20 protein-coding genes and 1 pseudogene are annotated in these 23,851 nt (G+C 72.2%); 19 read left to right on the top strand and 2 right to left on the bottom strand.

The annotated features are described in order from the left end of the window. Positions 1–169: 169 nt before the first annotated feature. Both ACSNOD_RS11375 and ACSNOD_RS11370 read left to right on the top strand, forming a co-directional pair. Complete coding sequence (locus tag ACSNOD_RS11375; RefSeq protein WP_436766721.1) at positions 170–871, top strand: demethylmenaquinone methyltransferase; 702 nt, start codon at positions 170–172, stop codon at positions 869–871. A gap of 43 nt (positions 872–914) precedes the next feature. After that, positions 915–1,826, top strand: a complete 912-nt coding sequence (locus tag ACSNOD_RS11370; protein ID WP_436766723.1) for a glutaminase — start codon at positions 915–917, stop codon at positions 1,824–1,826. A gap of 27 nt (positions 1,827–1,853) precedes the next feature. On the opposite strand, the gene ACSNOD_RS11365 is transcribed toward ACSNOD_RS11370, so the two are convergent. Next, the gene (locus ACSNOD_RS11365) at positions 1,854–2,339 is read right to left on the bottom strand and encodes an Lrp/AsnC family transcriptional regulator (RefSeq protein WP_436766720.1); all 486 of its coding nucleotides are present in this window, start codon (positions 2,337–2,339) and stop codon (positions 1,854–1,856) included. A gap of 162 nt (positions 2,340–2,501) precedes the next feature. On the opposite strand from ACSNOD_RS11365, the gene ACSNOD_RS11360 reads away from it, so the two are divergent. Both ACSNOD_RS11360 and ACSNOD_RS11355 read left to right on the top strand, forming a co-directional pair. Next, a complete protein-coding gene (locus tag ACSNOD_RS11360) occupies positions 2,502–3,500 on the top strand; it encodes an asparaginase (RefSeq protein ID WP_436766719.1) in 999 nt (332 codons plus the stop codon). Between the two features lie 145 nt (positions 3,501–3,645). Beyond that, positions 3,646–4,947 carry a geranylgeranyl reductase family protein gene (locus ACSNOD_RS11355; RefSeq protein WP_436766718.1) on the top strand — a complete coding sequence of 434 codons (1,302 nt, stop codon included), beginning with the start codon at positions 3,646–3,648 and terminating at the stop codon, positions 4,945–4,947. Positions 4,948–4,974: 27 nt separating this feature from the next. Here the strand turns inward: ACSNOD_RS11355 and ACSNOD_RS11350 are convergent. Next, a pseudogene (locus tag ACSNOD_RS11350) lies at positions 4,975–5,637 on the bottom strand (C40 family peptidase); the annotation flags it as partial. 787 nt (positions 5,638–6,424) lie between these two features. Between ACSNOD_RS11350 and ACSNOD_RS11345 the strand changes: the two are divergent. The 15 genes from ACSNOD_RS11345 (at position 6,425) to ACSNOD_RS11275 (ending at position 23,846) form a co-directional block, all read left to right on the top strand. Continuing rightward, the gene (locus ACSNOD_RS11345; RefSeq protein ID WP_436766717.1) at positions 6,425–6,784 is read left to right on the top strand and encodes an NADH-quinone oxidoreductase subunit A; all 360 of its coding nucleotides are present in this window, start codon (positions 6,425–6,427) and stop codon (positions 6,782–6,784) included. 19 nt (positions 6,785–6,803) lie between these two features. Further along, the gene (locus tag ACSNOD_RS11340; RefSeq protein ID WP_436766716.1) at positions 6,804–7,358 is read left to right on the top strand and encodes a NuoB/complex I 20 kDa subunit family protein; all 555 of its coding nucleotides are present in this window, start codon (positions 6,804–6,806) and stop codon (positions 7,356–7,358) included. Further along, complete coding sequence (locus ACSNOD_RS11335; protein WP_436766715.1) at positions 7,355–8,110, top strand: NADH-quinone oxidoreductase subunit C; 756 nt, start codon at positions 7,355–7,357, stop codon at positions 8,108–8,110. The genes ACSNOD_RS11340 and ACSNOD_RS11335 overlap by 4 nt, the downstream gene beginning before the upstream one ends. Continuing rightward, on the top strand, positions 8,110–9,456 hold the full coding sequence (locus ACSNOD_RS11330; RefSeq protein WP_436766714.1) for an NADH-quinone oxidoreductase subunit D: 1,347 nt from the start codon (positions 8,110–8,112) through the stop codon (positions 9,454–9,456). The genes ACSNOD_RS11335 and ACSNOD_RS11330 overlap by 1 nt, the downstream gene beginning before the upstream one ends. Continuing rightward, complete coding sequence (gene nuoE, locus ACSNOD_RS11325) at positions 9,453–10,337, top strand: NADH-quinone oxidoreductase subunit NuoE (RefSeq protein ID WP_436766713.1); 885 nt, start codon at positions 9,453–9,455, stop codon at positions 10,335–10,337. The genes ACSNOD_RS11330 and nuoE overlap by 4 nt, the downstream gene beginning before the upstream one ends. Then, positions 10,337–11,695 carry an NADH-quinone oxidoreductase subunit NuoF gene (gene nuoF / locus ACSNOD_RS11320; RefSeq protein WP_436766712.1) on the top strand — a complete coding sequence of 453 codons (1,359 nt, stop codon included), beginning with the start codon at positions 10,337–10,339 and terminating at the stop codon, positions 11,693–11,695. Before nuoE ends, nuoF begins: the two co-directional genes overlap by 1 nt. Beyond that, positions 11,692–14,310: an NADH-quinone oxidoreductase subunit G gene (locus ACSNOD_RS11315; protein WP_436766711.1), complete on the top strand. Its 2,619-nt coding sequence runs from the start codon at positions 11,692–11,694 to the stop codon at positions 14,308–14,310. Before nuoF ends, ACSNOD_RS11315 begins: the two co-directional genes overlap by 4 nt. Before the next feature lie 59 nt (positions 14,311–14,369). Continuing rightward, on the top strand, positions 14,370–15,692 hold the full coding sequence (gene nuoH / locus ACSNOD_RS11310; protein WP_436766722.1) for an NADH-quinone oxidoreductase subunit NuoH: 1,323 nt from the start codon (positions 14,370–14,372) through the stop codon (positions 15,690–15,692). After that, positions 15,685–16,299, top strand: a complete 615-nt coding sequence (gene nuoI, locus ACSNOD_RS11305; protein ID WP_436766710.1) for an NADH-quinone oxidoreductase subunit NuoI — start codon at positions 15,685–15,687, stop codon at positions 16,297–16,299. The genes nuoH and nuoI overlap by 8 nt, the downstream gene beginning before the upstream one ends. Continuing rightward, a complete protein-coding gene (locus ACSNOD_RS11300) occupies positions 16,296–17,204 on the top strand; it encodes an NADH-quinone oxidoreductase subunit J (protein WP_436766709.1) in 909 nt (302 codons plus the stop codon). The genes nuoI and ACSNOD_RS11300 overlap by 4 nt, the downstream gene beginning before the upstream one ends. Continuing rightward, the gene (gene nuoK, locus ACSNOD_RS11295; RefSeq protein WP_436766708.1) at positions 17,201–17,500 is read left to right on the top strand and encodes an NADH-quinone oxidoreductase subunit NuoK; all 300 of its coding nucleotides are present in this window, start codon (positions 17,201–17,203) and stop codon (positions 17,498–17,500) included. The genes ACSNOD_RS11300 and nuoK overlap by 4 nt, the downstream gene beginning before the upstream one ends. Positions 17,501–17,513: 13 nt before the next feature. After that, positions 17,514–19,520 (top strand): NADH-quinone oxidoreductase subunit L, encoded by a 2,007-nt coding sequence (gene nuoL / locus ACSNOD_RS11290; RefSeq protein WP_436766707.1) that lies wholly within the window; start codon positions 17,514–17,516, stop codon positions 19,518–19,520. Between the two features lies 1 nt (position 19,521). Then, entirely contained in the window at positions 19,522–21,135 is a 1,614-nt protein-coding gene (locus ACSNOD_RS11285; protein WP_436766706.1) for an NADH-quinone oxidoreductase subunit M, read from the top strand. Further along, a complete protein-coding gene (gene nuoN / locus ACSNOD_RS11280) occupies positions 21,132–22,784 on the top strand; it encodes an NADH-quinone oxidoreductase subunit NuoN (protein WP_436766705.1) in 1,653 nt (550 codons plus the stop codon). Before ACSNOD_RS11285 ends, nuoN begins: the two co-directional genes overlap by 4 nt. Before the next feature lie 189 nt (positions 22,785–22,973). Continuing rightward, positions 22,974–23,846, top strand: a complete 873-nt coding sequence (locus tag ACSNOD_RS11275) for a glycerophosphodiester phosphodiesterase (protein ID WP_436766704.1) — start codon at positions 22,974–22,976, stop codon at positions 23,844–23,846. Positions 23,847–23,851 lie beyond the last annotated feature (5 nt).

Below are 23,851 nucleotides of genomic sequence, written 5' to 3'. Positions count from 1 at the left end.
CCACCCGGGCGCGCCGTGCCCACGCGCGGCCCGGGCCCCGGCGCGCCACGCGCCCCGACGCGTACGGCCCCGCCCCGGCCCAAGCGCGCCGCCTCCGGCGGGGACCCGCGCCGGTCCGCCGGGTCAACCCCGGCCGAGCCGCACGCGTCCCCGCTGACAGAATGGGCCCGTGACCCGAGCCTCCCTGGACAAGCAGCCGCACGAAGTCGCCGCCATGTTCGACGACGTGGCGGCCAAGTACGACCTCACCAATGACGTGCTGTCGCTGGGCCAGGCCCGGCTGTGGCGCAAGGCGGTCACCGAGGCCGTGGCCGCCCGCCCCGCCGAGCGCGTGCTCGACCTCGCCGCGGGGACCGCGACCTCCTCGCTGCCCCTCGCGGCCACCGGCGCCCACGTCATCCCGTGCGACTTCTCGCTGGGCATGCTGCGCGAGGGCAAGCGGCGCCACCCGCACCTGCCGTTCACCGCCGGCGACGCCACCCGGCTGCCCTTCGCCGACGCCTCCTTCGACGCCGTGACGATCTCGTTCGGGCTGCGCAACGTGCAGGCCACCGACGCGGCCCTGGCGGAGCTGCTGCGCGTCACCCGGCCCGGCGGCCGGATCGTGATCTGCGAGTTCAGCCGCCCCACCTGGGCGCCCTTCCGCACGGTCTACACCGAGTACCTGATGCGCGCCCTGCCGCCGGTCGCCCGCGCGGTGTCCAGCAACCCGGACGCGTACGTCTATCTCGCGGAGTCCATCCGCGCCTGGCCCGACCAGGCGGGGCTCGCCGCCCGGATGGGCGCGGCCGGCTGGTCCCGGGTCGCCTGGCGCAACCTCAGCGGCGGCATCGTCGCACTGCACCGGGCCGTGCGCCCCGACGTACCCTGACGCGCCCCGCCGCACCCGCACCCGAGGAACCACGCACGTGCAGCTGAACTACCAGGCCGTACTGGAGCAGGTCGCGGCGGACATCGCCCCGCACATCGGCGCCGGCCGCCCCGCCGAGTACATCCCGGCGCTGGCCGAGGTCGACCCGGCCAGCTTCGGCATGGCCGTGGCCGACCTCGACGGGCGGGTCCACGGCGTCGGCGACTGGGAGCGGCCGTTCTCCACCCAGAGCATCACCAAGGTCTTCGCGCTGGCGCTCGCCCTCGCCCGGGGCGGCGACGAGCTGTGGCAGCGCGTGGGCCGCGAGCCGTCCGGCAACCCGTTCAACTCGCTGGTGCAGCTGGAGTACGAGAACGGCATTCCGCGGAATCCTTTCATCAACGCCGGGGCGCTGGTCGTCACCGACCGGCTGCAGACCCTCACCGGCGACGCCAGCAGCGAGGTGCTGGACTTCCTGCGCGCCGAGAGCGGCAACCCCGACCTCGCGTTCGACCAGAAGGTCGCCGCCTCCGAGGCCGCGCACGGGGACCGCAACGCCGCGCTCGCCCACTTCATGGCCGACTACGGCAACATGCGCAATCCCGTGCCCACCGTCCTGGAGCACTACTTCTGGCAGTGCTCCATCGCGATGAGCTGCCGCGACCTGGCGCTGGCCGGCCGCTTCCTGGCCCGGCACGGGCTGCGCGCGGACGGCTCCCGGCTGCTGACCCGCAGCGAGGCCAAGCAGGTCAACGCGGTCATGCTGACCTGCGGCACGTACGACGCGGCCGGCGACTTCGCCTACCGCGTGGGCCTGCCCGGCAAGAGCGGCGTCGGCGGCGGCATCGTCGCCGTCATCCCCGGCCAGTGCGCGCTGTGCGTCTGGAGCCCGGGCCTGGACGCCCGCGGCAACTCCGTGGCCGGCGTGGCGGCACTCGACCGCTTCACGACCCTGACGGGCCTGTCGGTGTTCTGACGGCCCCCACCGGCCGGGGCCGGGGCCTCAGTCCGCCGCGCGGCCCGGCGCGGCGGGCCGGCCCTCCACCGGCAGCCCCCGGGGCTCCTTGATCCGCTTCATCACGATCTGCGAGTTGACCTCCGTCACCCCCGGCAGCGCGGTGATCCGCTCGATCCACAGCCGCTCGTACGTGTCGATATCGGCCACCGCGATCCGTAGCAGACACCCCGGGCTGCCGAACAGCCGGTACGCCTCCACCACGTCCGGCAGCTCCTGGAGCGCCGCCTCGAACGCCTCCACGGTCTCCCGGTCGCGCCGGACCTCCACCGAGACCAGCACCTCGAAGCCGCGGCCGACCGCGTGCGGATCGAGCACCGCGCGATAGCCGCGGATCACCCCGTCCTGTTCCAGCTGGCGCACCCGGCGCAGACAGGGCGAGGGGGTCAGACCGACCCGCTGGGCCAGCTCCTGGTTGGTGAGCCGGCCGTCCCGCTGGAGCTCGCGCAAGATATTGCGATCAATCTCGTCCATGAACGCAATTATCTGCTGAGAAAGTCGAGAATTGAACGGATATCCGCGATCCGATTCCAAGCAGAACGGCTTACTCTTGCTGGTTGGCTCCCGAGCCCACCGGGCACACGGGAGACGCACGGGCCACATCCGGGAAAGACGGCGAGAGAAGGTGAGCAGGGGATGCGACGCGTTGTCGTGGTGACCACCGGCGGGACGATAGCCAGCCGCTGGCAGGGCAAGGGCTATGCCGCGTCGGCCGGCGGCCGGGACGTGCTCGCCGCCGCGGCGGTGCCGGAGGGCGTCGAGACCCGGGTGGTCGACCTCTTCACCGTCAACAGCCCCCGGCTCACCAGCGCCCACCAGTTCGCCCTGCTCCGCGCGGTGCACGAGGTGCTGGAGGACCCCGCCGTCGACGGCGTGGTCGTCACGCACGGCACCGACACCCTGGAGGAGTCGGCGTTCCTGCTCGATCTGCACCACCGCGACCGCCGCCCGGTCGTCCTCACCGGCGCCCAGCGCCCGCTGGAGGCCGTCGACGGCGACGCCATGCCCAACCTCCACGACGCGCTGCTCACCGCCTCGGCCGTGCAGGACCTCGGCGTGCTCACCGTCTTCGCCGGCCGCGTGCACGCCGCCCGCGGCACCATCAAGACCGAGACGGTCGCCGCCGACGCCTTCGCCGACCCCTCCGGCGACCCGCTCGGCAAGGTCGGCTTCGGTCGCGTCGAGATCTTCCGCACGCCCGAGCGCTCCGAGGCGCTCCCGCTGCCGCCCCTGGACACCCCGCTGCCGCGGGTCGACATGGTGATGCACCACGTCGACGCCGACCCGCTGTTCCTGAACACCGCCGTGGACGCGGGCGCGCGCGGCGTGGTGCTGGTCGCGACCGGCGCCGGCAACGCCACCCCCGCCTTCACCGACGCGGTGGCCCGCGCGGTCGACTCCGGGGTGGTGGTCGCCCTGACCACCCGCGTGCCGGCCGGCCCCGTCACCCCGATCTACACCAACGGCGGCGCGGTGGACCTCATCGCGGCGGGCGCGGTGCCCACCGGCACGCTCCGCGCCGGCCAGGCCCGCAGCGCGGTGCTCGCCGCCCTGCTCGGCTCCGGTACGGCCGCCGAGGCGGCGGAGGTGCTGCGCAGGATCGCGGTCCCCAGCGCGGCGGCCATCGCGGCGTAACGTTTCGCCGGCTCCCGCGCGGAGGGGGCTCCCGACGCCATGTCACCCGAGAGGCCCCCCATAGACTTGGCACCGTCCCGTGCCGAGTCCGACGCCACGTCGGCGCCGGCGCCGCATCCTCCGCACCTACGCCGGGAGTAACGACGTGACCGAGCCCGCCGCCTCGAACGCAGCCTCCGAGCGCAGCGCCGATGTGATCGTCGTGGGGGCCGGCCCCGCCGGCTCCACGACCGCCTATTACCTGGCCAAGGCCGGACTCGACGTCCTGCTGCTGGAGAAGACCGCGTTCCCGCGCGAGAAGGTCTGCGGCGACGGGCTGACCCCGCGCGCCACCAAGCAGCTCGTCGCCATGGGCATCGACATCTCGGAAGAGGCCGGCTGGCTGCGCAACAAGGGCCTGCGGATCATCGGCGGCGGGGTGCGGCTCCAGCTCGACTGGCCCGACCTGGCCTCGTTCCCCGACTACGGACTCGTCCGCAAGCGCGACGACTTCGACGAGCAGCTCGCGCGCCAGGCCCAGAAGGCCGGCGCCCGGCTCCACGAGCGCTGCACCGTCGGCGCGCCCCTCATCGACGACCGCACCGGCCGCATCGTCGGCGTCGAGGCCCGGCTCGGCGAGGAGCGGACCCCCGTCACCTTCCACGCCCCGCTCGTGGTCGCCGCCGACGGCAACTCCAGCCGGCTCTCGCTCGCCATGGGCCTGCACCGGCGCGAGGACCGCCCGATGGGCGTGGCCGTGCGCACGTACTTCACCTCGCCCCGGCACGAGGACGACTACCTGGAGTCCTGGCTGGAGCTGTGGGACCGGCGCGGCCCCGGCCCGGACCGGCTGCTGCCCGGCTACGGCTGGATCTTCGGCATGGGCGACGGCACCTCCAACGTCGGCCTGGGCGTCCTCAACACCTCCGCCTCCTTCAAGGAGCTGGACTGGCGCGAGGTGCTCAAGGCGTGGTGCGCCTCGATGCCGGAGGAGTGGGGCTACACCCCCGAGAACATGACCGGCCCCATCCGCGGCGCCGCCCTCCCCATGGCGTTCAACCGCCAGCCGCACTACACCAAGGGCCTGCTGCTGGTCGGTGACGCCGGCGGTCTGGTCAACCCGTTCAACGGCGAGGGCATCGCCTACGCGATGGAATCCGGCCAGATTGCGGCCGATGTCATCGTCCAGGCCCGCGCCCGCGCCTCGTACGCCCAGCGCGAGATCGCCCTCCAGCGCTACCCCAAGGTCCTCAAGGAGACCTACGGCGGCTACTACACGCTGGGCCGCGCGTTCGTGAAGCTGATCGGCAACCCCAAGGTGATGAAGCTGGCCGCGGAGCGCGGGCTGACCCACCCGCTGCTGATGCGCTTCACCCTGAAGATGCTGGCGAACCTCACCGACCCGCAGGGCGGCGACGCGATGGACCGCATCATCAACGGCCTCACCAAGGTCGCCCCGCGCTCCTGAGCGCGGCGGCGACACCGGCCCCGGAAACGACACGGCGGTGCCGGCCAGCGACTGGTCCTGGGAGACCCGCGGCAGGTCGATGCCCACGGTCCGGAACGCGGCCTGGACCAGGCTGGAGCAGTCCCAGGCGTTGGGGCCGGTGGCGCCCATGACGTACGCGTCACCGAGCTGCGCCTGGAGGAAGGAGAGGACGGAGGCGGCGCTGCCGGTGGCGTTGGAGGCGACGGAGCCGCTCTTCGCGGAGGCGGACGCGGCCGTGGTGGCGAGGGAGGCGCGCTCGCCGGCGCGGGAGGCGCGCTGCTGGGCCTGCGCGGCCTCCTGCTCGGCCTTCTCCTTGGCCTTGCGCTCGGCCTCGGCCTTCCGGTCGGCCTCCGCCTTCGCCTGGGCCGCTTCCTTCTTCGCGGTGTCGATGGCGGCGTCCTGACGGGCCGCCAGGTCCGCCTGCTGGGCGTAGTCGGCGGCGGCCTGCTGGGTGGCGGCCATGGACTGGGACACCGCGGCGGAGAGCGTGGCGCTCACGGTGGGCATTTCGATGGTCTCGGTGACCGGCTCTGCGGCGGACGCGGGCACGGCCGCGGCGGTCACCGCGATGGTGCTGAGGACGCCGCCGGCCACTCCGGTCCGCACGGCCCAATGGGGCGTGGGTTTGCGGTGCTTCCGGCGGCTGGGTATGTGAGCGGTGTGGGCCATGGGGTATACGGCTATCAGGAGTTGGGTTCCGGGTTCAAGAAACGTGCGATGCGCCACAGTTGTGGTGCGCGGGTCGACATTCGGCCTGGTTGATCTTCGAACCATCGCGGCACGGCGGAATGCGGGCTTCCGCTCACGGCCCATGATCAAGGCTTTTCATCATTTCGCCCGAATTGCTCGCGGCCTACCACCGTCGAGTGGCTTCGGCCAAGCCGCGTTCACCCGGACGCCCGCCGTGCGTGGGAAAACTCACGCAACCGCAGGAGTCCCGTCGGCAGCCATTGCCGCCCCCGCTCCCGCCCCCGCCCTCACCGGTTCCGGCTGCCGGGTCGCCCGTGCCGCCGGGCCGCCCCGCCGCCCCGCCGCGCCGGCGGGGATCGCGGCGCGCCCTCGGCCGCCGCGCCGACCCGGCGTGTGAACGCGCGCCGCCGGGCCCATACCACCTGATGTGGACCCATGGCAAATTTGCCGAAGGCGAGCGATCCTTGATAGGGCAAGACCGCTCTCACCAGCGGTAACACCTCCACATGTCACGTCTCGTGATCACTCGACCGCTTCCCGTATGAAGATCACGCCTCGCCCGGCTTCATGATCCTTCGTCAGGTGGTGGAGATCACAAAGACGTTGTCGCACCCCGTGTCGCAGATCACAGACCGACGGGCATAGGATGCAGGCGGCTCGGGCTTGTGAACTGCCTCACATGTGCACGATCTTCACGGGGTGCGGATCACCGGCCGGGAGCGGACCGCCACACACAGTCATCGTCGACTGAGAGGAGCGAGGAGCGGTGAACGCCTATGCGCCCATCCTCGTACTGGGAGCCCTCGGGGCAGGCTTTGCGATCTTCTCCGTGGTCATGGCCACGCTCGTGGGCCCCAAGCGCTACAACCGCGCCAAGCTCGAGGCGTACGAGTGCGGGGTCGAGCCGACGCCGCAGCCGGCCGGGGGCGGCCGCTTTCCGATCAAGTACTACCTGACGGCGATGCTCTTCATCGTCTTCGACATCGAAATCGTCTTCCTCTACCCCTGGGCCGTCACCTTCGACGCCCTGGGGCTTTTCGGGCTCGTGGAGATGCTCCTCTTCGTGCTCACCGTCTTCGTCGCCTACGCCTATGTCTGGCGTCGGGGCGGCCTGGAGTGGGACTGACGGGACTGGGGGCAATCGGATGGGTATCGAAGAGAAACTGCCGAGCGGATTCCTGCTGACCACCGTCGAGAACGCGGCGGGCTGGGCCCGGAAGTCGTCGGTCTTCCCGGCGACGTTCGGCCTCGCCTGCTGCGCCATCGAGATGATGACCACCGGCGCCGGGCGGTACGACCTCGCCCGGTTCGGCATGGAGGTCTTCCGCGGCTCCCCGCGCCAGGCCGATCTGATGATCGTCGCCGGGCGGGTCAGCCAGAAGATGGCCCCGGTGCTGCGGCAGGTCTACGACCAGATGCCGAACCCCAAGTGGGTCATCTCGATGGGCGTGTGCGCCTCCAGCGGCGGCATGTTCAACAACTACGCGATCGTGCAGGGCGTCGACCACATCGTGCCCGTCGACATCTATCTGCCCGGCTGTCCGCCGCGGCCGGAGATGCTCATGGACGCGATCCTCAAGCTCCACCAGAAGATCCGCGAGGAGAAGTTCGGGGTCAACCGCGAGCGGGCGGCCCGCGAAGCGGAGGAAGCGGCGCTCAAGGCCCTGCCGACGATCGAGATGAAGGGGCTCCTGAGGTGAGTGCGGCTGAACGCGACGCCAACGGCGTCAACCCCGACCAGGACCTCAACGCCGAGAACCTGCCCGGCCACCGCGGCGACCACGGCGACCACGGCGAGATCATCGACGTGCGCCGCGGCATGTTCGGCGCGAGCGCCGGCGGCGACACCTCCGGCTACGGCGGCCTGGTCCGCTCCGTACGGCTGCCCGGACCGGCGACCCGCCCGTACGGCGGCTGGTTCGACGAGGTCGCCGACGAACTCGAGGGCGCCCTGGAGGAACAGGGCCTGCCGCCCGGGCAGGCCATCGAGAAGACCGTGGTCGACCGCGGCGAGCTCACCTTCCACATCGCCCGCGAGCACCTGCCGACGGTGGCCCGCACCCTGCGCGACGACCCCGCGCTCCGCTTCGAGCTGTGCACGGGCGTCAGCGGCGTGCACTTCCCCGGCGACCGGGGCCGCGAGCTGCACGCCGTCTACCACCTGCGGTCCCTCACCCACAACCGGCTGATCAGGCTGGAGGTGAGCGCCCCCGACGCCGATCCGCACATCCCGTCGCTGGTCCCCGTCTATCCGACCAACGACTGGCACGAGCGCGAGACCTACGACTTCTTCGGCATCGTCTTCGACGGCCACCCGGCGCTGACCCGGATCATGATGCCCGACGACTGGCAGGGCTTTCCGCAGCGCAAGGACTACCCGCTCGGCGGCATCCCCGTCGAGTACAAGGGCGCCCAGATCCCGGCTCCCGACCAGCGGAGGTCTTACACCTGATGAGCACCTCGCACACCACCGAGCACTCCGCTTCGCAGGCGCCGCCGCGGGAGACCACCGAGGGCACCGTCTACACCGTCACGGGCGGGGACTGGGACGAGGTCGTCGCCGCCGCGGCGGCCGCGGACGACGAGCGCGTCATCGTCAACATGGGCCCCCAGCACCCGTCCACCCACGGCGTGCTCCGGCTGATCCTGGAGATCGACGGGGAGACCGTCAACGAGGCCCGCTGCGGCATCGGCTATCTGCACACCGGCATCGAGAAGAACCTCGAATACCGCACCTGGACGCAGGGCACCACCTTCGTCACGCGCATGGACTACCTGACGCCGTTCTTCAACGAGACGGCGTACTGCCTGGCGGTGGAGAAGCTCCTGGGCATCGAGGAGGAGGTGCCCGACCGGGCGACCGTCATCCGCGTGATGCTGATGGAGCTCAACCGGCTCTCCTCGCACCTGGTGTGCATCGCCACCGGCGGCATGGAGCTCGGCGCCACCACCATCATGATCTACGGGTTCCGGGACCGCGAGATGATCCTGGACGTCTACGAGCTGATCACCGGCCTGCGGATGAACCACGCGTACATCCGCCCCGGCGGCCTCGCCCAGGACCTGCCGCCCGGCGCCGTGGACCAGGTCCGCGAGTTCGTGAAGAAGATGCGCCGGAACCTCCCGGAGTACGACAAGCTCGCCACCGGCAACCCGATCTTCAAGGGCCGGATGCGCGACATCGGCCACCTCGACCTCGCCGGCTGCATGTCCCTGGGCATCACCGGGCCCGTGCTGCGCTCCGCCGGGCTCCCGCACGACCTGCGCAAGGCCCAGCCGTACTGCGGCTACGAGACGTACGACTTCGAGGTGCCGACCACCGACAGCTGCGACGCCTACGGCCGCTTCCTCATCCGGCTGGAGGAGATGCGGCAGAGCCTGCGGATCGTCGAACAGTGCCTGGACCGGCTGGAGCCCGGGCCGGTGATGGTCGCCGACAGGAAGATCGCCTGGCCCGCCCAGCTCGCCCTCGGCCCGGACGGGCTGGGCAACTCCCTCGACCACATCAAGAAGATCATGGGCACCTCGATGGAGGCCCTGATCCACCACTTCAAGCTGGTCACCGAGGGCTTCCGGGTCCCGCCGGGACAGGCGTACGCGGCCGTGGAGTCCCCCAAGGGCGAGCTGGGCGTGCACGCGGTCAGCGACGGCGGCACCCGCCCCTTCCGGGTCCACTTCCGCGACCCGTCCTTCACCAATCTCCAGGCCGTGGCGGCGATGTGCGAGGGCGGCCAGGTCGCCGACGTCATCGTCGCGGTGGCGTCCATCGACCCCGTGATGGGAGGCGTCGACCGATGACCGAGACGGAAGTCGGCCTGGGTATGCCGCAGATGCCCGCGCCCGACTACCCACCGGACGTACGGGCCCGGCTGGAGGCGGACGGGCGGGAGGTGATCGCCCGCTACCCCGACAGCCGCTCCGCCCTGCTGCCGCTGCTCCACCTCGTCCAGGCGGAGGAGGGGTACGTCAGCCGCACCGGCATCCGGTTCTGCGCCGAACTGCTGGAGCTGACCACCGCGGAGGTCACCGCGGTCGCCACCTTCTACACGATGTACCGGCGCAAGCCGTCGGGCGAGTACCAGGTGGGCGTCTGCACCAACACCCTGTGCGCGGTCATGGGCGGCGACGCGATCTTCGAGGAGCTGCGGCGCCACCTGGGCGTGGCCAACGGGGAGACCACCGAGGACGGGAAGATCACCCTCGAACACGTCGAGTGCAACGCCGCCTGCGACTTCGCGCCCGTGGTGATGGTCAACTGGGAGTTCTTCGACAACCAGACCCCGGGCAGCGCCAAGCGGCTCGTCGACGACCTGCGGGCGGGCCGCACCGTCGAGCCGACCCGCGGCGCCCCGCTGTGCACGTACCGCGAGACCTCCCGCATCCTCGCCGGCTTCCCCGACACCCGGCCCGGCGCGGTGGAGGCCAGCGGCGGCGCGGGCCCCGCCTCGCTGATCGGCCTGCGGCTCGCCAAGGGCGAGACCGGACCCGGCCGGGTGGTCTCGCCGCGCTCCGCCCGGCGGCCCGACGGCCCCACCGGGGACGAGACGCCCGGCCCGCGCCCCGGCGCCCAGCAGGCCGAGGCGCCCGCGACCCACCCCAGTTCGCACGACGCACCCCAGCGGACCTCCGCCTCCGACCCCCAGCACCCGGCCGGTCCGGTGACCGAGGAGGGCGAGTGATGACCGTGGCAGCCGAACTCGACGAGACCAGCCCCGAGAAGCTCCTCTCCCCGGTGCTCTCGGCCTTCTGGGACCAGCCCCGGTGCTGGACCCTGGAGACCTATCTGCGCCACGACGGCTACCGGGGCCTGCGCAAGGCGCTCGCCATGCCCCCGGACGAGGTGATCGCGCTCGTCAAGGACGCGGGGCTGCGCGGCCGCGGCGGCGCGGGCTTCCCCACCGGGATGAAGTGGCAGTTCATTCCGCAGGGCGACGGCAAACCGCACTACCTCGTGGTCAACGCCGACGAGTCCGAGCCCGGCGCGTGCAAGGACATCCCGCTGCTCTTCGCCAATCCGCACGCCCTGATCGAGGGCATCGCCATCGGTGCCCACGCCATCCGCTCGAACCACGCCTTCATCTATCTGCGCGGCGAGGTCGTCCCCGTGCTGCGGCGGCTGCACGAGGCCGTGCGGGAGGCGTACGGGGCCGGCTACCTCGGCCGGGACATCCTCGGCAGCGGCTTCGACCTGGACCTCACCGTGCACGCGGGGGCGGGCGCGTACATCTGCGGCGAGGAGACGGCGCTGCTGGACTCCCTGGAGGGGCGTCGCGGACAACCCAGGCTGCGGCCCCCCTTCCCGGCGGTCGCGGGGCTCTACGGCTGCCCCACCGTGGTGAACAACGTCGAGTCCATCGCGTCGGTTCCCGCGATCGTGCACCGCGGCAAGGAGTGGTTCCGTTCGATGGGAACCGAGAAGTGCCCCGGCTTCACGCTCTACTCGCTCTCCGGGCACGTGGCGGCGCCCGGCCAGTACGAGGCCCCGATGGGCATCACCCTGCGCCAACTGCTGCGGATGAGCGGCGGCATGCGCCCCGGGCACCGGCTCAAGTTCTGGACCCCGGGCGGCTCCTCCAGCCCCATGTTCACCGAGGAACACCTCGACGTGCCGCTGGACTTCGACAGCGTGGGCGCCGCCGGGTCGCTGCTGGGCACCAAGTCGCTCCAGTGCTTCGACGAGACCACCTGCGTCGTCCGCGCGGTGACCCGCTGGACCGAGTTCTACGCCCATGAGTCCTGCGGCAAGTGCACCCCCTGCCGCGAGGGCACGTACTGGCTGGTCCAACTGCTGCGCGGGATCGAGGAGGGCAAGGGCCGCACCAGCGACCTGGAGAAGCTCGCCGACATCTCCGACAACATCAACGGCAAGTCCTTCTGCGCCCTCGGCGACGGCGCGGCCGCCCCGATCCTCTCCTCGCTGCGGTACTTCCGCGCGGAGTACGAGCAGCACATCACCGGCCGCGGCTGTCCCTTCGACCCGGCGAAGTCCACCGCCTGGGCCGACGGGAAGGACCCCCACCTGGAGGCGACCGCATGACCGTCACCACGCCGGCCGCCGGCTCCGGCAAGGGCGCGGTGCCCGCCGAGGACCTCGTGTCCGTCACCATCGACGGCATCGAGATCTCCGTGCCCAAGGGCACCCTCGTCATCCGCGCCGCCGAGCGGCTCGGCATCGAGATCCCCCGCTTCTGCGACCACCCCCTGCTCGACCCGGCCGGCGCCTGCCGGCAGTGCATCGTCGAGGTCGAGGGCCAGCGCAAGCCGATGGCCTCCTGCACCATCACCTGCACCGACGGCATGGTGGTCAGGACCCAGCTCACCTCGCCGGTGGCCGAGAAGGCCCAGCGCGGGGTGATGGAGCTGCTGCTGATCAACCACCCGCTGGACTGCCCGGTCTGCGACAAGGGCGGCGAGTGCCCGCTGCAGAACCAGGCCATGAGCACCGGCTCGGCCGACAGCCGCTTCGAGGGCGCCAAGCGGACCTTCGCCAAGCCGGTCCCCATCTCCACCCAGGTGCTGCTGGACCGCGAGCGCTGCGTGCTCTGCGCCCGCTGCACCCGCTTCTCCCAGCAGATCGCCGGCGACCCCATGATCGAGCTGCTGGAACGCGGCGCGCTCCAGCAGGTCGGCACCGGACAGGACGCCCCCTTCCGGTCGTACTTCTCCGGCAACACCATTCAGATCTGCCCGGTCGGCGCCCTCACCTCGGCCGCCTACCGCTTCCGCTCCCGCCCCTTCGACCTGGTCTCCTCGCCCGGTGTCTGCGAGCACTGCGCGGGCGGCTGCGCGATCCGCACCGACCACCGGCGCGGCAAGGTGATGCGCCGCCTCGCGGCCGAGGACCCCGAGGTCAACGAGGAGTGGATCTGCGACAAGGGGCGGTTCGCCTTCCGCTACGCCCAGCGGCCCGAGCGGATCGAGACCCCGCTGGTGCGCGGCGCCGACGGCACGCTCGCCCCCGCGAGCTGGCCCGAGGCGCTGGAGGCCGCGGCGCGCGGGCTGGCCGCCGCCCGGGGCCGCGCCGGGGTGCTCACCGGCGGCCGGCTGACCGTCGAGGACGCCTACGCCTACGCCAAGTTCGCCCGGGTCGCCCTCGCCACCAACGACATCGACTTCCGCGCCCGCGTCCACAGCGGCGAGGAGGCCGACTTCCTGGCCGCCCATGTCGCGGGGCGGGGCCTGGACCTGGACGGCGGCGGCGCCACCTACGGGGCGCTGGAGCGGGCGCCGGCCGTGCTGCTCGTCGGCTTCGAGGCCGAGGAGGAGGCGCCCGGCGTCTTCCTGCGGCTGCGCAAGGCCCGGCGCAAGCGGGGCCAGCGGACCTTCTCGATCGCCACCCACACCACCGACGGCCTGCGCAAGGCCGGCGGCACCCTGCTGCCCGCCGCGCCCGGCACCGAGCCGGAGTGGCTGGAGGCCATCGCCACCCAGGTGGGCCTGCACGGCGACGGCCTGCGGGCCGCCGAGGCGCTGCGCGCCGAGGGCGCCGTGATCGTCGTGGGGGAGCGGCTGGCCGCCGTGCCGGGCGGGCCGACGGCCGCGCTGCGGGCCGCGCGGGCCACCGGCGCCACGCTGGTGTGGATTCCGCGCCGGGCGGGGGAGCGGGGCGCGCTGGAGGCCGGGGCCCTGCCGGGGCTGCTGCCCGGCGGCCGGCCGGCCACCGACCCGCGGGCCCGCGAGGAGGTCGCCGCCGCCTGGGGCCTGTCCGAACTGCCGCACCGGCACGGCCGCGACACCGGCCAGATCGTCGAGGCCGCCGCCACCGGCGAGCTGGCCGCCCTGCTCGTCGGCGGCGTCGAGGTCGCCGACCTGCCCGACCCGGCCCGCGCGCTGCACGCCCTGGACGCCGTCGGCTTCCTGGTCAGCCTCGAACAGCGGCCGAGCGCGGTGACCGAGCGGGCGGACGTCGTCCTGCCGGTCGCGGCGGTCGCCGAGAAGGCCGGCACCTTCCTCACCTGGGAGGGCAGGGCCCGGCCGTTCGAGGCCGCCCTCAAGCCCGACCTGATGGCCCGGCGCCACCACCAGCCGGACGCGCGCGTGCTGCACATGCTGGCGGACGCCATGGACACGCCCCTGGGCCTGCCGGACCTGCGGGCGGTACGGGCCGAGGTGACGCGGCTGGGCCACTGGAGCGGCCCGTACGCGCCGGCCCCGGAGGAGCGCTCCCGGCCGCTGCCCCTGCCCCGTACGGGCGAGGCGGTGCTCGCCGGGCACCGGCTGCTGCTGGACCGGGGCCGCCTCCAGGACGGTGACGAGGCGCTGGCCGGCACCCGGCACCCGGCACTCGCCCGGATGTCGGCCGCCACCGCGGCCGAGGCGGGGGTGGCGGACGGCGCTCCTGTACGGGTCACCGGTCCGGCCGGCTCCGTCGAACTGCCGCTGAGCGTCACCGCGATGCCGGACAAGGTGGTGTGGCTGCCGCTGAACTCCACGGGCGGCGGGGTGCTCGCGGACACCGGGGCCCGGCCGGGCGACGTCGTCCGGATCGGGCCCGCCGGCGGCCCGGACCCGGGCTCGGGAGCCGTTCCACCGGCCGGCACCGGCAGCGAGATCCGTACCGACGCCCGTACCGGCGGCGGGAGCCGTGACGACAGCGGCGCCGGCACCCGTGACGACAGCGGCGCCGACACCACCCCGGAGGTGCGACCGTGAGCGCGTACCCGGCCTGGGAGCCCGCCTCCCTGAGCCACCTCGCGGCCGAGGACCTGTCCATGTTCGGGCGGGACCCGTGGTGGCTGATCGTCGTCAAGGCGGTCTTCTGCTTCGCCTTCCTGATGGTGACCGTGCTGTTCTCCATCGTCTGGGAGCGCAAGGTCGTCGCCTGGATGCAGCTGCGCATCGGCCCCAACCGGCACGGCCCCTGGGGCCTCCTCCAGTCCCTCGCGGACGGCATCAAACTGATGTTCAAGGAGGACGTCATCGTCCGGCGGGCGGACAAGGTGGTGTACGTCCTGGCGCCGATCGTCGCCGCCGTGCCCGCCTTCATGGCCATCGCGGTGATCCCGTTCGGCCCGGCCGGCAACGAGATCTCCATCTTCGGCCAGCGCACCACGATGCAGCTGACCGATCTGCCGATCGCCGTCCTCTACATCCTCGCGGTCGCCTCCGTCGGCTTCTACGGGATCGTGCTGGCCGGCTGGTCGTCCGGCTCCACCTATCCGCTCCTCGGCGGACTGCGGTCGGCCGCCCAGCTGATCTCCTACGAGATCGCGATGGGCCTGGCGTTCGCGGCCGTCTTCCTCTACTCCGGCTCGATGTCGACCTCGGCGATCGTCACGGCGCAGGAGAACCGCTGGTTCGCGGTGCTGCTCCCGGTCTCCTTCCTCATCTACATCGTGTCGATGATCGGGGAGACCAACCGGCTGCCGTTCGACATGCCGGAGTCCGAGGGCGACCTCGTCGGCGGCTTCAACACCGAGTACTCGTCGATCAAGTTCGCGATGTTCATGCTCGCCGAGTACGTCAACATGGTCACCGTCTCGGCCGTCGCCACCACCCTCTTCCTCGGTGGCTGGCGCGCCCCGTACCCCATCAGCGCCTTCTGGGAGGGCGCCAACCACGGCTGGTGGCCGCTGGCCTGGTTCGTCATCAAGGTCCAGCTGCTGCTGTTCTTCTTCATCTGGCTGCGCGGCTCGCTGCCCCGGGTCCGCTACGACCAGCTGATGAAGCTGGGCTGGAAGGTCCTCATCCCGGTCTCGATGGTCTGGCTGATGCTGGTGGCCGCCGTCCGGGCGCTGCGGAACGAGAACTACGCCTTCCAGGACATCGTGCTGTACGTCGGCGGCGCCGTCGTGGCGATCCTGCTGATCTCCTTCGTCGTGGACATGTTCCGCGACCGGGAGGAGCGGCGGCGCGCGGCCGAGGAGGCGCCACCGCCCGTGTTCGACCCGATGGCCGGCGGGTTCCCCGTGCCGCCGCTGCCCGGCCAGACGCTGCCACCGGTCCCCAGGCGCCGCCCACGCCACGAGCGGGAGCTGATTGTCAGTGGCGGCCCCGATACTCAGAGTGACGGAAAGGAGGCCGGTGGTGCCTGACTTCCAGAACCCCGCGGCGGGCTTCGGCGTGACCTTCAAGGCCATGTTCAAGAAGCGGCTGACCGAGCAGTACCCGGAGGAGAAGAAGCCGACGGCGCCGCGCTTCCACGGCCGCCATCAGCTGAACCGGCACCCGGACGGGCTGGAGAAGTGCGTCGGCTGCGAGCTGTGCGCCTGGGCCTGCCCGGCCGACGCCATTTATGTCGAGGGCGCGGACAACACCGACGAGGAGCGCTACTCCCCGGGGGAGCGCTACGGCCGGGTCTATCAGATCAACTATCTGCGCTGCATCCTGTGCGGGCTGTGCGTCGAGGCGTGCCCCACCCGCGCGCTCACCATGACCAATGAGTACGAACTGGCCGACCGGACCCGCGAATCGCTCATCTACACCAAGGAGGAGCTGCTCGCGGGCCTGGAGGAGGGCATGGTCGACACGCCCCACGCCATCCACCCCGGCATGACGGAGAAGGACTACTACCGGGGGCTGGTCACCGAGGCCGCCCCCGGCACCGAGCGCCAGCCGGTGACCGACAGCGGGCAGCCGCAGCGCGCCGCCGACGACTTCGGGCCGGGCGAGCCGGCCGCGGGCACGGTGATGGGCGCATGAGCGCGCTCGCCGCGTCGGCGACCTCCACCGGCGAGGCCGTCCAGTTCTGGATTCTCGGCACCGTCGCCGTCATCGGCGCGCTGTGCACCATCGGGATGCGCAAGGCCGTGCACAGCGCGCTCTGCCTGGCCGGCACCATGATCGTGCTGGCGGTCTTCTATCTGGCCAACGGCGCCTACTTCCTGGGCGTCGTCCAGATCGTGGTCTACACCGGCGCGATCATGATGCTGTTCCTCTTCGTGGTCATGCTGGTCGGCGTCACCGCCGCCGACTCCCTCAAGGAGACGCTCCGGGGGCAGCGCTGGCTCGCCGCCGCCTGCGGCCTGGGCTTCGGCATCCTGCTGATCGCCGGGATCGGCAACGCCTCGCTGACGCACTTCAACGGCCTCGGGCGGGCGAACTCCGGCGGCAACGTCGAGGGCCTCGCCGGCCTGATCTTCACCAAGTACGTCTTCGCCTTCGAGGTCACCGGAGCTCTGCTGATCACCGCGGCCGTGGGCGCGATGGTGCTCACCCATCGCGAGCGCACGGAGCGGGCGAAGAGCCAGCGGGAGCAGGCCGCCGAGCGCGTCCGCGCCGGCGCCCAGGTGCCGCCGCTGCCCGCGCCCGGGGTCTACGCCCGGCACAACGCCGTGGACATCCCCGCCCTGCTGCCCGACGGCACCCCCGCCGAGTTGAGCGTCAACCGCACCCTGCGCGCCCGCGGCCAGATCCGCGACGTCTCCCGGGAGTCGCTCGCCCGGCTGAAGGCGCTGGAGCAGCGCGCCGAGGAGCGCCTGGCCGGCGGCGAGCCGGGGCCCGGCCCCGGTTCCGGGACGGGCCCCGAGCCCGGCCCCGGGCGCGGCGGCGCGCCGGCGGCACCCGACCGTGAGCGCGACCGTGACGGGGAGGGAGTGTCCCAGTGAACCCGGCCAACTATCTGTATCTCGCCGCCCTGCTGTTCACCATCGGCGCGGCCGGAGTGCTGATCCGGCGCAACGCCATCGTGCTCTTCATGTGCGTCGAGCTGATGCTCAACGCCTGCAATCTGGCGTTCGTCGCGTTCTCCCGGATGCACGGCAACCTCGACGGCCAGATCATCGCCTTCTTCACGATGGTCGTCGCCGCGGCCGAGGTCGTGGTCGGCCTCGCGATCATCGTGTCGATCTTCCGCTCCCGGCACTCGGCCTCGGTCGACGACGCCAGCCTGATGAAGCTGTAAGGGGTCGCGAACAGTGGAGAACCTCATCGGATTGCTCGTCGCGGCCCCGCTGCTCGGCGCGGCCGTCCTGCTGTGCGGCGGCCGCGCGCTGGACCGCGCCGGGCACTGGATCGGTACGCTGCTCGCGGCCGTCTCGCTCGGCATCGGGCTGGTGCTCTTCGCCGAGCTGCTCGGCCGCCCCGGCGACGACCGCACCCTGCGCGGCCATGTGTTCAGCTGGATTCCCGTCGAGGGCTTCCAGGCCGATGTGGCCTTCCGGCTCGACCAGCTGTCCATGACCTTCGTGCTGCTGATCACCGGCGTGGGCACGCTGATCCACCTGTACTCGGTGGGGTACATGGCCCAGGACGAGCGGCGCCGCCGATTCTTCGGCTATCTCAACCTCTTCCTCGCGGCGATGCTGCTGCTGGTGCTCGCCGACAACTACCTGCTGCTGTACGTGGGCTGGGAGGGCGTGGGCCTCGCCTCGTACCTGCTGATCGGCTTCTGGCAGCACAAGCCCAGCGCGGCCACGGCGGCGAAGAAGGCGTTCATCGTCAACCGCGTGGGCGACATGGGCCTGTCGATCGCGATCATGCTGATGTTCACCACGTTCGGCACCTTCGCCTTCGAGCCGGTGCTGGCCTCGGCGGAGAACGCCTCCGAGGGCAAGCTCACCGCCATCGGGCTGATGCTGCTGCTCGCGGCCTGCGGCAAGTCCGCGCAGGTGCCCCTCCAGTCCTGGCTGGGGGACGCGATGGAGGGCCCCACCCCGGTCTCCGCGCTGATCCACGCGGCGACGATGGTGACCGCGGGCGTCTATCTGATCACCCGGTCCGGGGCGATCTTCAACGGCGCGCCGGACGCCCAGCTCGCGGTGGTCACCGTGGGCGCGGTGACGCTGCTGTTCGGTGCGATCGTCGGTTGCGCCAAGGACGACATCAAGAAGGCCCTGGCCGGCTCGACGATGTCGCAGATCGGCTACATGGTGCTGGCCGCCGGGCTCGGCCCGATCGGCTACGCCTTCGCGATCATGCACCTGGTGACCCACGGCTTCTTCAAGGCCGGGCTCTTCCTCGGGGCCGGCTCGGTGATGCACGGGATGAACGACGAGGTCGACATGCGCAAGTACGGCGGCCTGCGCAGGTACATGCCGATCACCTTCGTCACCTTCGGGCTCGGCTATCTGGCCATCATCGGCTTCCCCGGGCTGTCCGGCTTCTGGTCCAAGGACAAGATCATCGAGGCGGCGTTCGCCAAGGGCGGCACGGAGGGCTGGATTCTCGGCGGCGCGGCCCTGCTGGGCGCGGCCCTCACCGCGTACTACATGACCCGCGTGATGCTGATGACCTTCTTCGGCGAGAAGCGCTGGCAGCCGGCCCCCTCGCCGGACGCGCCGAGCGCCGAGCCGGCGGCCGCCCACGGCGGGGCCGCTGCTGACGCCGCCGAGCCGGCCGCCGTCCACGGCGGGGGCGGGCAGCCGGCCGCACCTGGCGGGGGCGGGATGCCGCACCCGCACGAGTCGCCCTCGACCATGACGATCCCCATGATCCTGCTGGCCTTCGGATCGGTCTTCGCCGGTGGCCTGTTCAGCCTGAACGACGCGTTCGTCACCTGGCTGAAGCCCGTCACCGACTTCCAGCACGGGCACTCCCCGCTCAGCGCCACCACCGTCACGGTGGCCACGGTCGTCGCCCTGGTGATCGGGCTGGGCACGGCCTGGGTCCAGTACGGGCGGCGCCCGGTCCCGGTGGTCGCGCCGCGCGGCTCGGTGCTGACCCGGGCCGCCCGGCGGGACCTGCTCCAGGACGACTTCAACCGCGCCGTGCTGGTCAAGCCCGGCCAACAGCTCACCGGCGCGCTGGTCGAACTCGACCACGCCGTGGTGGACGGCGCCGTCCGGGGCACCGCCGTCTCCGTCGGCGCCCTCTCCCACGGGCTGCGCGCCTTCCAGAACGGTTTCGCCCGCTCGTACGCGGTCTCGATGTTCGGCGGTGCGGCGGTGCTCATCGCCGCCACCCTGCTGATGAGGGCGGTCTGACATGTCCTTTCCCCTCCTGACGGTCACCGCGGCGGTCCCGGCGGCGGGCGCGCTGCTCACCGCCGCCGTGCCGGCCGCCCGGCGCGGCGCGGCCAAGTGGCTGGCGCTGCTCTTCTCGCTCGCCACGCTCGTGCTCGCGGCCGTGGTGCTGGTCCGCTTCGACCCCGGCGGCGCGCGCTACCAGCTCACCGAGTCCCACGCCTGGATCGCGGACTTCGGGGTGCGCTACGAACTGGGGGTCGACGGGATCGCGGTGGTGCTCATCGCCCTGACCGCGGTGCTCGTCCCGCTGGTGATGGTCGCCGGCTGGCGCGACGCCGACCCCCCGGCCGGGCCCGACGGCGAACCGGCCGCGGTCGGTTCCTCGCGCTGGCGGCCCACCCAGGGCTTCTTCGCGCTGATCCTGATGGTCGAGGCCATGGTGATCCTCTCCTTCGAGGCCACCGATGTGTTCCTCTTCTACATCTTCTTCGAGGCCATGCTGATCCCGATGTACTTCCTCATCGGGGGCTTCGGCGACCGGGCGCACGAGGGGGGCGAGGAGGAGGCGGGCCGCCGCCGGGGCCAGGCCGCCGTGAAGTTCCTGCTCTACAACCTGGCCGGCGGGCTGATCATGCTGGCGGCGGTCATCGGCCTCTACGCCGTCACCGCCGACGACCTCGGCACCGGCACCTTCTCCCTCCAGCGCATCCTGGAGGCGCGCGGCTCCGGCGAGCTGGCGCTGTCGGCCACCACCGAACGCCTGCTGTTCCTCGGCTTCTTCTTCGCCTTCGCCGTCAAGGCCCCGCTGTGGCCGCTGCACACCTGGCTGCCCGGCGCCATGCAGGAGTCGACGGCCCCGATCGCCGTGCTGATCACCGCGGTCGTCGACAAGGTCGGCACCTTCGCGATGCTCCGCTTCTGCCTCCAGCTCTTCCCGGACGCGTCGAAGTGGGCCACGCCCGTGATCCTGACCCTGGCCGTGATCGGCATCCTCTACGGCGCGGTGCTCGCGGTCGGCCAGCGGGACATCAAGCGGCTGATCGCGTACGCCTCGATCTCCCACTTCGGGTTCATCGTGCTCGGCATCTTCGCGATGACCAGCCAGGGGCAGAGCGGCGCGACGCTCTACATGGTCAACCACGGGATCTCCACGGCCGCCCTGATGCTGGTCGCCGGCTTCCTGATCTCGCGGCGCGGCTCGCGGCTGATCGCCGACTACGGCGGGGTGCAGAAGGTGGCGCCGGTGCTGGCGGGCACCTTCCTCGTCGGGGGTCTGGCCACCCTGTCGCTGCCCGGCCTCGCCCCGTTCATCAGCGAGTTCCTGGTGCTGGTCGGCACCTTCACCCGCTATCCCGCGGCCGGGATCGTCGCCACCCTCGGCATCGTGCTGGCCGCCCTCTACGTCCTGGTGCTCTACCAGCGGACGATGACCGGCCCGGTGCGGGCCGAGGTGCGGGGGATGCCCGATCTGAAGGCCCGTGAGCTGGCGGTCGTCGCCCCGCTGATCGCGCTGCTGCTCTTCCTGGGCGTCTTCCCGCGGCCGCTGACCGAGATCGTCGACCCGGCCGTCCAGCACACCCTGTCCGATGTGGAGAAGAAGGACCCGACGCCGGAGCTGGAGGCCGCGAAGTGAGCAGTGCGGTGACCGTCCACAGCCTGTGGACAGTGAGTGCGGCGGCGCCGGAGAGGATTCCGGCCCCGCAGATCGAGTACGGCAGGCTCGCCCCCACCCTGATCATTCTGGGGGTCGCGGTGATCGGCGTGCTCGTCGAGGCGTTCCTGCCGCGCCGGGTCCGCTACCACGCGCAGGTGCTGCTCTCCGTGCTCGGCATCGCGGCGGCCTTCGCCGCCGTCGTCGGCCTGGCGGCCGCCGGCCACGCCACCGACCGCGCGGGCGTCGTGGCGATGGGCGCCATCGCCATCGACGGGCCCGCGCTCTTCCTCCAGGGCACGATCCTGCTGGTGTCGCTGGTCGCGGTGCTCACCTTCGCCGAGCGGCGGCTCGACCCGGTCTCGCACGGCAAGCGGGTGGACTCCTTCGCCGCCCAGGCGGGTGCCGTGCCGGGCGGCAGGAGCGAACAGGACGCGGTGCGGGCGGGGTTCACCACCACCGAGGTGTATCCCATCGCGCTCTTCGCCGTCGGCGGCATGCTGATCTTCCCGGCCGCCAACGACCTGCTGACCCTCTTCATCGCGCTGGAGGTCTTCTCCCTCCCGCTCTACATCCTGTGCGCGCTGGCCCGCCGGCAGCGGCTGCTCTCGCAGGAGGCGGCGGTCAAGTACTTCCTGCTCGGCGCCTTCTCCTCGGCGTTCCTGCTGTTCGGGATCGCGCTGCTGTACGGGTACGCCGGCACCGTCGCCTACGCCGGGATCGCCGATGTGGTCGACGGGGCCGTGCGGGAGGTCGACCCCGCGCTCGCCGGGGCCATGGGCAATGACGCGCTGCTGCTGATCGGCGGCGCGATGGTGCTGATGGGGCTGCTCTTCAAGGTCGGCGCCGTGCCGTTCCACATGTGGACGCCGGACGTCTACCAGGGCGCGCCGACCCCGGTGACCGGCTTCATGGCCGCCGCCACCAAGGTCGCGGCCTTCGGCGCGCTGCTGCGGCTGCTGTACGTGGTGCTGCCGGGGCTGCGCTGGGACTGGCGCCCGGTGATGTGGGGCGTGGCGATCCTGACCATGCTGGTCGGCGCGATCGTGGCCGTCACCCAGACCGATGTGAAGCGGCTGCTGGCGTACTCCTCGATCGCCCACGCCGGCTTCATCCTCGCCGGTGTGATCGCCACCACCCCCGACGGCATCTCCTCGGTGCTCTTCTACCTCGGCGCGTACTCCTTCGTCACGCTCGGCGCCTTCGCCGTGGTGACGCTGGTGCGGGACGCGGGCGGGGAGGCCACCCAGCTGTCCAAGTGGGCCGGTCTCGGCCGGCGCTCGCCGCTGGTGGCCGCCGTCTTCGCGATCTTCCTGCTGGCCTTCGCCGGCATCCCGCTGACCAGCGGGTTCGCCGGAAAGTTCGCGGTGTTCAAGGCCGCGGCGGAGGGCGGCGCGGGGGCGCTGGTGGTGGTCGGCGTGATCTCCTCGGCCATCGCCGCGTTCTTCTACATCCGGGTGATCGTGCTGATGTTCTTCAACGAGCCCCGGCCCGAGGGGCCCGCGGTGGCCGTGCCCAGCGTGCTCACGTCGACGGCCATCGCCCTCGGGGTCGCGGTGACGCTGGTGCTGGGCATCGCCCCGCAGCCCTTCCTGGACCTCGCCGGGCAGGCGGGCGTCTTCGTGCGCTGAGCGGGGCGGGCACCGGGGCCCGCCCCGCTCATTGGGGCCCGCCCCGCCGACCGGGGGTCGTCGACCGGGTTTCGCCGACCTTTTCGCCGACCGGGGTCCGTGCATAGCGGACCCCGGTCGCGTTTTTGTCTCTTTTCGGACATCCGGGCGTTGGCCATGCGTTCACTGCGATGTGTCACCGTTGTCGGCGTGAATCATCAGCCGTCCCCGCCGCTCCCGTCGGCCGTGCCGGACGGGACCGCGGTCCCGCTGGTCATCGCCCACCGGGGTGCCTCCCACGATCTGCCCGAGCACACCCTCGCCGCGTACGAGCGCGCGATCGAGGACGGCGCCGACGCGCTGGAGTGCGATGTGCGTCTCACCGGTGACGGGCGGCTGGTGTGTCTGCACGACCGGCGGGTCGACCGCACCTCCGACGGGCGGGGGGTCGTCTCCGCGCTGACCCTCGACGAACTCGACCGGCTCGACTTCGGCTCCTGGAAGGGCGGCGGCGAGCCGGCCCGGGTGCTGGCCTTCGACGAGCTGCTCGCCCTCGCCACCTCGGCGCCGCGGCCCGTGGCCGTCTCCGTCGAGACCAAGCACCCCACCCGCTGGGCCGGGCGCGTCGAGCGCGAACTCGTCCGCCAGCTGCGGCTCTTCGGGCTGGACCGGGCCACGCCCGGGGAGGCGCCCCGGGTCCGGCTGATGAGCTTCTCGCGGGTCGCCCTGCGGCGGCTGGCCGCGCTGGCCCCCGAACTGCCCCGGGTGCTGCTCAGCGAGCGGGCCCCGCTGCCCGGGCGGGCCGGGGCGCTGCCGCGCGGCATACGGGTCGCCGGGCCCGGCATCGAGCTGGTGCGGGCCCGGCCCGACCTCGTGCCGAGGCTCAGGGCCGCCGGGCACGAGGTCCATGTGTGGACGGTGGACGAGCGGGCGGACGTCGAGCGGTGTGTGGCGCTCGGCGTCTCGGCGATCATCACGAACCGGCCGCGGCAGGTGCGCGAGTGGCTGGCGGAGGGCATTGCCGACGTCGCGCCGGTGGAGGGCATCGCCGGCGTCGCGCCGGCGGAGGGGGTGCGGCGGTAGCGGGG

Source organism: Streptomyces sp. URMC 123 (assembly GCF_051386515.1).
Lineage (GTDB): Bacteria > Actinomycetota > Actinomycetes > Streptomycetales > Streptomycetaceae > Streptomyces.
Note: the sequence above shows the minus strand (reverse complement) of the source record. Positions and strands in the feature narration are given on the sequence as shown.

Excerpts from the sequence above, each read along its gene's own strand:
- nuoF (WP_436766712.1), top strand. The coding sequence starts at position 10,337 with ATGACCGTGGCAGCCGAACTCGACGAGACCAGCCCCGAGAAGCTCCTC.
- ACSNOD_RS11330 (WP_436766714.1), top strand. The coding sequence starts at position 8,110 with ATGAGCACCTCGCACACCACCGAGCACTCCGCTTCGCAGGCGCCGCCG.
- ACSNOD_RS11340 (WP_436766716.1), top strand. The coding sequence starts at position 6,804 with ATGGGTATCGAAGAGAAACTGCCGAGCGGATTCCTGCTGACCACCGTC.
- nuoE (WP_436766713.1), top strand. The coding sequence starts at position 9,453 with ATGACCGAGACGGAAGTCGGCCTGGGTATGCCGCAGATGCCCGCGCCC.
- nuoH (WP_436766722.1), top strand. The coding sequence starts at position 14,370 with ATGTTCGGGCGGGACCCGTGGTGGCTGATCGTCGTCAAGGCGGTCTTC.
- ACSNOD_RS11315 (WP_436766711.1), top strand. The coding sequence starts at position 11,692 with ATGACCGTCACCACGCCGGCCGCCGGCTCCGGCAAGGGCGCGGTGCCC.
- ACSNOD_RS11365 (WP_436766720.1), bottom strand. The coding sequence starts at position 2,339 with ATGGACGAGATTGATCGCAATATCTTGCGCGAGCTCCAGCGGGACGGC.
- ACSNOD_RS11300 (WP_436766709.1), top strand. The coding sequence starts at position 16,296 with ATGAGCGCGCTCGCCGCGTCGGCGACCTCCACCGGCGAGGCCGTCCAG.
- ACSNOD_RS11360 (WP_436766719.1), top strand. The coding sequence starts at position 2,502 with ATGCGACGCGTTGTCGTGGTGACCACCGGCGGGACGATAGCCAGCCGC.
- ACSNOD_RS11285 (WP_436766706.1), top strand. The coding sequence starts at position 19,522 with ATGTCCTTTCCCCTCCTGACGGTCACCGCGGCGGTCCCGGCGGCGGGC.